Annotated in this window: 10 protein-coding genes; 7 read left to right on the top strand and 3 right to left on the bottom strand. The window is 74.8% G+C overall.

Annotation, left to right across the window (positions count from 1 at the left end):
- The first annotated feature begins 138 nt into the window (after window positions 1-138).
- The 6 genes from ML5_RS28570 (at window position 139) to ML5_RS28545 (ending at window position 6,342) form a co-directional block, all read left to right on the top strand.
- Window positions 139-1,149, top strand: coding sequence for a 3-oxoacyl-[acyl-carrier-protein] synthase III C-terminal domain-containing protein (locus ML5_RS28570; RefSeq protein ID WP_013477163.1), 1,011 nt, complete (start codon window positions 139-141; stop codon window positions 1,147-1,149).
- The gene (locus ML5_RS28565) at window positions 1,146-1,385 is read left to right on the top strand and encodes an acyl carrier protein (protein WP_018786864.1); all 240 of its coding nucleotides are present in this window, start codon (window positions 1,146-1,148) and stop codon (window positions 1,383-1,385) included. Before ML5_RS28570 ends, ML5_RS28565 begins: the two co-directional genes overlap by 4 nt.
- Complete coding sequence (locus ML5_RS28560) at window positions 1,382-2,284, top strand: thiamine pyrophosphate-dependent dehydrogenase E1 component subunit alpha (protein WP_013477161.1); 903 nt, start codon at window positions 1,382-1,384, stop codon at window positions 2,282-2,284. The genes ML5_RS28565 and ML5_RS28560 overlap by 4 nt, the downstream gene beginning before the upstream one ends.
- Window positions 2,281-4,317: a 2-oxo acid dehydrogenase subunit E2 gene (locus ML5_RS28555; protein WP_013477160.1), complete on the top strand. Its 2,037-nt coding sequence runs from the start codon at window positions 2,281-2,283 to the stop codon at window positions 4,315-4,317. Before ML5_RS28560 ends, ML5_RS28555 begins: the two co-directional genes overlap by 4 nt.
- Window positions 4,318-4,493: 176 nt before the next feature.
- On the top strand, window positions 4,494-5,717 hold the full coding sequence (locus ML5_RS28550) for a multidrug effflux MFS transporter (RefSeq protein WP_013477159.1): 1,224 nt from the start codon (window positions 4,494-4,496) through the stop codon (window positions 5,715-5,717).
- Between the two features lie 49 nt (window positions 5,718-5,766).
- Window positions 5,767-6,342, top strand: coding sequence for a hypothetical protein (locus ML5_RS28545; protein ID WP_013477158.1), 576 nt, complete (start codon window positions 5,767-5,769; stop codon window positions 6,340-6,342).
- Here ML5_RS28545 and ML5_RS28540 read toward each other — a convergent pair whose 3' ends face one another.
- Genes ML5_RS28540 through ML5_RS28530 form a run of 3 tightly spaced genes read right to left on the bottom strand, consistent with a single transcriptional unit; the run spans window position 6,343 to window position 8,492 of the window.
- Window positions 6,343-7,290, bottom strand: a complete 948-nt coding sequence (locus ML5_RS28540; protein WP_013477157.1) for an acyltransferase domain-containing protein — start codon at window positions 7,288-7,290, stop codon at window positions 6,343-6,345.
- A gap of 48 nt (window positions 7,291-7,338) precedes the next feature.
- Window positions 7,339-7,650: a TraR/DksA C4-type zinc finger protein gene (locus ML5_RS28535; RefSeq protein ID WP_013285817.1), complete on the bottom strand. Its 312-nt coding sequence runs from the start codon at window positions 7,648-7,650 to the stop codon at window positions 7,339-7,341.
- Window positions 7,651-7,652: 2 nt separating this feature from the next.
- The gene (locus ML5_RS28530) at window positions 7,653-8,492 is read right to left on the bottom strand and encodes a rod shape-determining protein (protein ID WP_013285818.1); all 840 of its coding nucleotides are present in this window, start codon (window positions 8,490-8,492) and stop codon (window positions 7,653-7,655) included.
- Window positions 8,493-8,943: 451 nt separating this feature from the next.
- On the opposite strand from ML5_RS28530, the gene ML5_RS28525 reads away from it, so the two are divergent.
- Window positions 8,944-9,174 (top strand): hypothetical protein, encoded by a 231-nt coding sequence (locus ML5_RS28525; protein ID WP_013285820.1) that lies wholly within the window; start codon window positions 8,944-8,946, stop codon window positions 9,172-9,174.
- Window positions 9,175-9,209 lie beyond the last annotated feature (35 nt).

The raw sequence follows: 9,209 nt of genomic DNA, 5'->3' as shown, positions 1-9,209 counted from the left end.
CCCGTCAGCCGGAAAACCGGCCGACCGGAGCAACGCGGAACGCCATACGTGCCAACGGGTTCCGGGCAGGGACGTGAGATGCTCTCGGGGCATGGGGGAATGGTAAGCAGCGGCGGATCTGCGGCGGGACGGTCGAGCATGAGCTTCGGGCTGGTGTCCTTCGGTGAGGCGCTCGGCGACCCGGCGCCAGTCGCCGACGTGGTGGCGCAGTACACCGACGACGTCAACCGCGTCCTCGGGTACGGCTACCGGCAGGTGCACCGCGCCGCGCCGGACATCGGCCTGACCGACCTCGCCGAGCGGGCCGCCCGCCGCGCCCTGGACGCCGCCACGCTGCCCGCCGCGCAGGTGGACCTGCTGGTGCTCGCCGTCACCGACCTCACCGAACACCTCTACTGGGACGCCGCCGCCGACCTGGCGTACCGGCTCGGCGCGGCCGGCGCCGAAGCGGTGCTGCTCACCCAGGCGTGCACCACCGGCGTGCTCAGCCTCGACACCGTCGCCGGCAAGTTCGCCACCCACCCGGAGTACGCCACCGCGCTCGTGGTGGCCGCGAACCGGACCTGCGAGGCGTACTGGAACCGGATGGACACCCAGCCGATGGTGTTCTCCGACGGCGCGGTGGCCACAGTGGCCCGGCGCGGGCATCCCCGGCTGCGCTGGCAGGTCACCGAGGCGGCCACCGACGGCCGCTACGCCGGGTTCTACCGGCTCGACGGCGGTGGCGCGGCGGCGCCGTTCGCACCCGGCGCCGAGCCGCCCGCCGCCCGCGACGTGTGGCACGTGATGGAGTTCTTCGACTACGACCCCGAGCAGTTCGCGCAGTACGCCCGCCACCTCGACGAGCGGATGGTGCGGGTCACCGAACGCGCCTGCGAGCGGGCCGGCGTCACAGTCGCCGACCTGGCGCGGCTGATCCTGGTCGCCGACAACGAACGCGCCATGACGTCGCTCGCCGAGGCCCACAAGGTGCCGCCGGAGCGGACCAACCGGGAGCTGGCGGCCGAGTACGGGCATCTCGGCGCGGCGGATCAACTGTTCGGACTGAGCCGCCTGTTCGACGCCGGTGAGCTGCACGACGGCGACCGGGTCGCGTTGATCTCGTTGGGCCGGGGCACCCACTGGGCCTGTACGATCATCGAGGTATGAGCATGTCCAGCCGGCTGGTGCGGCTCGTCGCCGACGTGCTGGAACTGCCCGTCGACCAGGTCGACGCGCAGACCGGCCCCGCGACCACCGCCGCGTGGGTGAGTCTGCGTCACCTCCAGATCGTCGCGGCCGTCGAGGACGCGTACCGGATCTCGCTGACGCCCCGGGAGATCCGGACCGTGCGGTCGGTGGCCGACCTGCGCGCGCTGCTCGCCCAGCGGGGTGTGCCGGAGTGACAGCCGCGCCGGCCCCGCTCGACGACGCCGACCTCGACGCGGGGCTGCTCATCCGCCGCTTCGAGGAGCACCTGCTGCGCCTGTACGCCGACGGTCACCTCGCCGGCACCACGCACACCTGCCTCGGCCAGGAGTACGTCCCGGTCGCGCTGGCCCCGCTGCTGACCGGCGACTTCGTGTTCAGCAACCACCGCGGCCACGGGCACTACCTGGCGCACTGCGGCGACCCGGAGGGCCTGCTGGCGGAACTGCTCGGCCGCGAGGGCGGGGTGTGCCACGGGTACGGCGGCAGCCAGCACCTGCGCCGGGACCGGTTCCTGTCCACCGGCGTGCAGGGGGAGAGCCTGCCTGCCGCTGTCGGCGTGGGGCTGCACCTCAACCGCACCGGGCAGGACGCGATGGTGGTGGCGTACATCGGCGACGGGACCTGGGGCGAGGGCGCTGTCTACGAGGCGCTGAACATGGCCGCGCTGTGGCGGGTGCCGCTGCTCGTGGTGGTCGAGCACAACCGGATCGCCCAGTCCACCCCGACCACCGCGCAGCTCGCCGGCACCATCGCCGGCCGGGTCACCGGGTTCGGCATCACCGTCAGCGAGTCCGAATCGCTCGACCTCACCGAGGTACGCGCCGCCGCCGCGCCGCACGTCGAGCGGGTCCGCGCCACCCGGGCGCCGCACGTGCTCGTGCAGCACACGGTCCGGCTCGGCCCGCACAGCAAGGGCGACGACACCCGGCCCCCCGGCGAACTCGACCGGCTGCGCCGCCTCGACTGGCTCCAGCGGTACGCCGAGGCGTACCCGGAGCGGTTCGCGGCCGCCGACGCGCGGGCCCGGCAGCGGGTCGCGGAGGTCTCGGCCGAGGTGCTGGCCCGGCCGCTCGCGCGCGGAGCGGCGGCGTGACGCGCGCCGAACGGGTCAGCCGCAACCTCAACCGGGCCCTGCACGCGCTGTTCGCCGCCGACGAGCGGGCCTGGCTGCTGGGGGAGGACGTCGCCGACCCGTACGGTGGGGCGTTCAAGGTGACCCAGGGGCTCTCCACCGCCTACCCGGACCGGGTGCTGTCGACGCCGCTGAGCGAGAACGGCATCACCGGCGTCGCGGGCGGCCTGGCGTTGTGCGGCGACACGGTGATCGTCGAGATCATGTTCGGGGACTTCGCCGGTCTCGCCTTCGACCCGATCCTCAACCTGATCACCAAGTCCGTCGCCATGTACGGCGAGTGCACCCCGATGCGGGTGGTGATCCGCTGCCCGGTCGGCGGCGGGCGGGGCTACGGCGCGACGCACAGCCAGAGCCCGCAGAAGCACTTCATCGGCATCCCGCACCTTGCGCTCTACGAGCTGTCCCCGCTGCACGACGCGGCCGACGTGCTGGCCGCCGCGCTGCGCCGCGACGAACCGGCGATGCTGTTCGAGGACAAGGTCCTCTACACCCGGCGGCGGTACGTGGACGGCCGCGTCGACGACCGCCTCGCCTTCGAGCTGCGCGGCGCGGACGGCAACTGGGCCCGCGTCCACGACCCGGACGCCACCGGCGCGCCCACGCTCGTCATCGCGCCGGGCGGGGTCGCCGACCGGGCGATAGCCGCCGCCACCCGGGCCGCCGAGCGGGGACGTACGGTCGAGGTACTGGTCCCGGCGCGGCTCTACCCGGTGGACGTGGACGGCCTGCGCGACCTGCTCGACGGCGCGCACGGCGTGATCGTCGCCGAGGAGAGCACCGCGGGCGGTACGTGGGGGAGCGAGGTCGCCGCCCGCCTGCACGCCGAGGCCTGGCCGCTGTTGCGCGGCCCGGTCGAGCTGGTCAGCTCCGCCGACCGGGTCATCCCGTCCGCGCCGCACCTGGAACGGACGGTGCTGCTCGGCACGGAGGCGATCCTGGACCGGATCATGCGCCTGCCCGCCGCGGTTCCGGTGCCGCGCACCGATTCCTCGCCTGCCGGTCCGCCGCCGCCGGATCCGACCTCGGCGGCGCCGTCGGGCGTCCCGGTGGACGTACCCCGGCTCAACCCCAACGACGACAGCTACGTGCTGCTGGAATGGCTGGTCGCGGACGGCGCCACGGTCGAGGCCGGTGAGCCGGTCGCGGCGGTCGAGACGTCCAAGGCGATCGAGGAGCTGGCCGCGACACAGGCCGGAGTGCTGCGCCAGGACGTGGCCGTCGGCGCCGACTGTGCGCCGGGCGCACCCATCGGCCGGATCCTGCCCGCCCCGGTGCCGCTGCCGGCCGTGCCCGCCCCGGTGCCGCTGCCGGCTGTGCCCGCCCCGGTGCCGCCGGGACGGCCGCTGCCACCCGCACAGCGCCGCATCGCCGACGTGGTGGCCACCTCGCACCGGGAGATCCCGGTGGCCTTCACCGCCGTGCGCGTCGACGTGACGGCCGCGCTCGCGTACGCCCGCCGCGCCGCCGACGAGACCGGCGCCGCGGTCGGCCTGACCGAGGTCGTCATCGCCGCCGTGGCCGCGCTGCACGAGCGGTTCCCCGCTCTCTACGCCCGGCTCACCGACGACGGCCTGATCCTCGACGCGGAAGCGCCGTCGATCGGGCTCACCGTCGACGTCGGCACCGGACTGTTCCTGCCGGTGATCCGGGACGCGGCCGGGCTGGACCTCGGCGACCTCGCCGACGCCGTGGTCGCGCTGCGGATGAAGGCGCTGCGCGGCCGGCTCCGCGAGGAGGACATGGCCGGCATGAACCTCCTGGTCGCGCTCAACGACACACCCGGCGTCACGGTGGCCCGGCCGATCATCCCGCCCGGCGTCACCTGCGCCCTGTCGGTGCCGGACGTGCACCGCGAGGTCGTGCTCGACGGCGACGGCGGGGTACGCGAGCGCACGGTGGCGGACCTGGGCCTGGCCTACGACCACCGGCTGGTCAACGGGGCGCAGGCCGGGGCGTACCTGGCCGCGCTCGGCGACGCGCTGCAACGGTGAGGAGGCCCGCCCGGGGCGCGTGACCTGCGTTACCTCTCGCCGGGACGGGAATGTGATCACCGGGGGCGCATTTGACTCACTGTGTGAGTGCCGCACCCTCCCGCGCCCGGTCGCACGACCGGGCCGGGACGCCCCAGACGACCGATGCCGCCCCGACGCCCACCCCGGGCGACCTGATGAGCCGGAGCCGGCGGCTCAAGCTCGTGCTGGTCCTCGGCTCGCTGATCGCCGTGGGTCCGCTGACGATCGACATGTACCTGCCCGCGCTGCCCGCGATCGTCACCGACTTCGCGACCACGTCGGCGGCGGTCCAGTTGACCCTCACCGGCACGCTCGCCGGGCTCGCCGTCGGGCAGTTGCTGATCGGGCCGTTGTCGGACGCGGTCGGGCGGCGCCGCCCGCTGATCGCCGGTCTCCTGCTGCACATCGTGGCGTCGGCGCTGTGCGTGGTCGCTCCGAACATCGCCGTCCTGGGCGTCCTGCGCGTCGTGCAGGGCCTCGGTGTCGCCGCGACCGCTGTGGTGGCGATGGCTGTGGTGCGTGACCTGTTCACCGGGTCGGCGTTCGCCACGATGCTGTCCCGGCTGCTGCTGGTGATGGGCGCGGCACCGGTCCTCGCCCCGACGCTGGGCGGCGGCGTGCTGCGGTGGACCGACTGGCGGGGTGTCTTCGTGGTCCTGGCCGTCTTCGGGGTGCTGCTCGTCGCGCTGGCCACGCTCGCGCTGCCGGAGACGCTGCCGCCCGCGCGCCGCCGGCGCGGCGGAGTCGTCGCGACCGTGATGACGTACGGCGGGCTGCTGCGGGACCGGGTCTTCGTCGGCCTCGTCCTGGTCGCCGGGCTCGCGATGGCCGCGCTGTTCGCGTACGTCGCGGGCTCGTCGTTCGTGCTGCAGGACGGGTACGGGCTCGACGAGCAGGAGTTCGGCCTGGCGTTCGGCGCGGGCGCGATCGGCCTGATCGGCGCCACCCAGTACAACGTGCGGCTGCTGCGGCGCTACCCGTCGCAGTGGATCCTGGTGACCTCGCTGGTGGCGGGCACGGTGGCCGGGCTGGCCCTGGTGGTGTTCGCCGCGACCGGCTTCGGTGGGCTGCCCGCCCTGCTGGTGTCGCTGTGGCTGGTGCTGGCGGCGGCGGGCCTGGCCATGCCGAACGCCCCGGCGCTGGCGCTGTCCCGCCACGGGGAGGCGGCCGGCACCGCGTCCGCGCTGCTCGGTGCGGTGCAGTTCGGCGTGGGCGCGGTGGCCGCGCCGCTGGTGGGCGTGCTCGGCACCGGCGCGGTGGCGATGGCGCTGGTGGTGGCCGGCGGCATGGTGGCGGCGCTGGTGGTGCTGCTGGTGGTCGTGCGGCCGTCCCAGCTCGCCGGACTGGAGGCGGCGCCGGCGGTCGCCGTCGCGCACTGACCGGGCCGCCCGGATCGCGCCGGGTGCGCGCGGTGCCTACGCTGCTGCCATGAGCGCCCCGGCCCGCATCCTGGTCGAGGGGATCCACGGCTCCGGCAAGTCGACGCTCGCCGCGCATCTGGCGCAGCGGTTCAGCCTGCCCTGGTATCCGGTCGACGACCTGCTGTGGGAGCCCGGCTGGGTCGAGGTGCCGGTGGCCGAGCAGCGTCGCCGGATCGAGGCGATCTGCCGGCGCGACAGCTGGATCCTCGACGGCGCGTACCACGGCTGGCGGGACGTGGTCCTCGGCCGCGCCGACCTGGTGATCGGCCTGGACCTTCCGCGCGGGGTCTCGTTCCGGCGGCTGCTGCGGCGCACGCTGCGGCGGCTGGCCGGCGGGGAGCTGATCTGCAACGGCAACCGGGAGACGCTGCGCAGCGTGCTGTCCCGGGACTCGATCCTGGTGTGGCACCTGACCGGTTTCGGCCGGGCACGCCGACGCCTGCGGGCCTGGGCGGCCGACCCGGCCGGACCGCCGGTGCTGCTGTTCGGCGACCAGGCCACGCTCGACGCCTGGCTGGCCCGCGGAGCGCCGCTGCCGCCGCATCCCGGTCCGGACCGGGGCGGCCTGCGGCCGCTGACGTGACTACATGGGGAAGCGGCCCCGGCGCCACTGCCAGTGGCGACCGGCCCGGAGGTGGTCGATGACCGCGCGCTGGAGCACGGTACGGCGCGGCAGCCGGTCCAGCGGCGTGTCCAGGGTGCGGAACACGAACCGCAGCACCTCGACGTCGCCGTCCAGCCCGGGCTGCTCCTGGTAGGGCTCCAGCGTGAACCGCCGCTGGAACCGGACGATGTTGGAATCCTCCGGCAGGTATTCGCGCAACTGCGGGTCGAGCAGCCAGGAGCCGCAGGAGAACGCGGTGTAGCGCTCGCCGGGGAAGTGGCGCGGGAAGAACGCGCGGGCCCGGTCCAGCGACGCGTCGACCGCCTCCGAGGTCAGCGGTCCGGCGTCCGGGATGTGCAGGTCGATCGCCTCGGCGTCGCCGCGCTGGTGCTGGAGCCGGCCCAGCTCGTAGAGGCCGCCGCGCGCGTGCAGCGTCAGCCAGCACTGCATGACCGGCCAGCCCTCGCCGTTCATCCGCCTGTCGACGGCGAGGTTGTTGCCCAGGTCGGCGAGCGTCGCCCAGGACACGTCGTCGGGGACGCCGTGGTCGCTGTGGTAGGCCCGGACGACGTCGACCAGTGCGAGGTACGCGTACGTGTAGAGGTGCCGCCAGGCCGGGCCCCGTTCGCGGGGCAGCGCCGGGCCGGGCGGTAGCCAGGCGTGGCCGCCGAGGTCGGCGCGGACCAGGGCGATCGAGCGGTCGAGCAGCCAGCGCAGCTCCGGGGTCCACAGTGGCGAGCCGGGCTCCGGCCAGCCCGCCAGGATCTCGGCGGCGTCGTCGGGGCGGACCGCGAGCCGGGCCAGCAGGGCGGGCGCGTCCGCCCGGTCGGGCAGCGGCGCGGAGGGCCGGTCACCGGCGAGCCGGTGAACCCGGTCGACCTCCTCGGCGGGCACGCCGAGCCGGCCGGCGACGTCATCGACATCCATGGCGGTGACGCTACCGGCCGGCGCCTGCCCCGACAGCCCCGTGCGTGCTCAGCGGCGTTGCTGGCACGGCACGCAGAAGCGGGCCGAGGGCAGGATCTCCAGGCGGGCGGTCGGGATGTCCTGCCCGCACCGCTCGCAGACGCCGTACGTGCCCTCGGACATCCGCTTCAGCGCCTGGGCGGTGTCCGCGACGCCCTGCCGGGCGGTCTCGATCAGCCGGCGCAGCGTGTCCGGGTCGTGGCCGCCGTAGTCGGGCTGCCGCGTGTGCAGCGTCAGCTCGGTGAGCTGGTCGGTGTACTCGCCGAACTGCCGGTCCAGCAGTTCGCGCAACGTGTCGGTGCGGTCGAGGGCGTGCGTCATGATCAGGCGCTCCTTTCCGGGCGGCGCTGGGTGTCGTGCGGGTGTCGCAGGGCCGAGATGGCGGCCATGCCGGCGCCGGTCAGCGCGGCGGTACGGGGTGACGCGGCGCGGTGCACCGTCGCGCCGAGCGTGGCGACCAGGCGGGCGGTCACGTCGGGCCGGGTGGCGCCGTCACCGATGACGATCGGGCCACGGGCCAGCGCGTCGCGGACCAGAGGCCGCAGTGTCGCGTCCTGACGCAGCTCGCGTACCAGCCGGGAGGTGGTGTCGGCGAGCATGGCGGCGGTCGTCGCGTGGTTGAGGTCCCGGGTGCCGACCTCGGCCCGGCGGGCGGCGACCACCCGGCCGTCCTCCAGCAGCGCCACCTCGGTGAGCTGGGCGCCGATGTCGGCGACCAGCAGGGTGCCGGCGGCGGCGCCGGCGCCGATGGCGCCCGCCCGGACGCTGTCGAGGAACAGCAGCCGGGACGGCGCGAGCACGGCGGTGAGCACGCGGCGCGTCGCCTCCTGCTCGGCCGGCGCGGCGAGCACCGGACGGCAGGCCACGACGAGCGCCCCGACCGGGACCGGGGTGCGGTGGTCGCGCAGGATCCGGCGCAGCTCGGAGACGCAGGCCGGACCGTCGACGATCCGGCCGCGCCGGACGACCGGGCTGCGCAGGCCGTGACCGAGCGGGACGCTCAGCGTCCGGCCCGGTCCCAGCCAGATCCGCAGCAGGCTGCTGCCGAGGTCCACGGCGATCGGCGCCGCGTCGACTGTGACCGGCGGGCGGCTGCCGTGGGAGCGGCCGATCAGCATGCCGGTACGGGCCGGAGGGCGAATGGCTGTGACAAGGTGCGGCATACCGACCTCTCTCGGATCAGGGTGCCCAACCGGGCGGTGGACGGTGCGGGGAAGGGGCGTGGCCGGGGCCGCGGGCGTCGGATTCACTCGACGACGCCGGCGGCCGGGGGCTCAGACGCGCTTCTGGTCGCCGCTCGCAGATCGGGACGCGAGGAGTCCGGCGGACACCGGTGGCGGAGCCATCGACGTGCGGGTCATGCTCACCACCTCCTCGCTGCTCGGGTACCGCCTCGGACCTCCAGCGTCGCCTGGAACACCACGCGCGGCAGTGCACGCCACCGGCCAACAAAGGGCGCAATGATTGCCGGTGGCCGGAACCCGGATCCGCCCGTCCCCCGTGGCTATGGTTGACACATGGAGAACGCGAGCTCAGCTCGAACGTCCACCGCGTCGCCCTAGCGCCGGCCGGCTCCGGCGGGCCCCACGGCGGCCGCGTCCGAAGGAGGTCCCCGTGATCATCGAACGTACGACCCTCCCCGGCATCGGGGTCCGGCACACGCTGACCACGGAGGAGGGCCGCCGCATCGGCGTGATCGACTACCAGGTCGGCGGCCGGCGCGACGTCGTCCACGACGACCCGGACGACCCGGACCGCATGGTCACGCTCACCCTCACCCGCGACGAGGCGTCGGCCCTGGCCAACCTGCTCGGCTTCCCGGAGCTGGTCGCCGTACCGGCCTGAGCCGCCTGTCACACCGGCGGCGGACCTGGACCGGC

This window comes from Micromonospora sp. L5 (assembly GCF_000177655.2).
In the GTDB taxonomy this organism is placed as follows: Bacteria; Actinomycetota; Actinomycetes; order Mycobacteriales; family Micromonosporaceae; genus Micromonospora; species Micromonospora aurantiaca.
The sequence above is the reverse complement of the archived record's forward strand: the minus strand, read 5'-3'. Positions and strand labels throughout refer to the sequence as shown.

What these genes read in the sequence shown, in the direction of transcription:
- ML5_RS28570 (WP_013477163.1), top strand. Translation starts at nt 139, where the DNA reads ATGAGCTTCGGGCTGGTGTCCTTCGGTGAGGCGCTCGGCGACCCGGCG.
- ML5_RS28565 (WP_018786864.1), top strand. Translation starts at nt 1,146, where the DNA reads ATGAGCATGTCCAGCCGGCTGGTGCGGCTCGTCGCCGACGTGCTGGAA.
- ML5_RS28550 (WP_013477159.1), top strand. Translation starts at nt 4,494, where the DNA reads ATGAGCCGGAGCCGGCGGCTCAAGCTCGTGCTGGTCCTCGGCTCGCTG.
- ML5_RS28545 (WP_013477158.1), top strand. Translation starts at nt 5,767, where the DNA reads ATGAGCGCCCCGGCCCGCATCCTGGTCGAGGGGATCCACGGCTCCGGC.
- ML5_RS28540 (WP_013477157.1), bottom strand. Translation starts at nt 7,290, where the DNA reads ATGGATGTCGATGACGTCGCCGGCCGGCTCGGCGTGCCCGCCGAGGAG.
- ML5_RS28535 (WP_013285817.1), bottom strand. Translation starts at nt 7,650, where the DNA reads ATGACGCACGCCCTCGACCGCACCGACACGTTGCGCGAACTGCTGGAC.
- ML5_RS28530 (WP_013285818.1), bottom strand. Translation starts at nt 8,492, where the DNA reads ATGCCGCACCTTGTCACAGCCATTCGCCCTCCGGCCCGTACCGGCATG.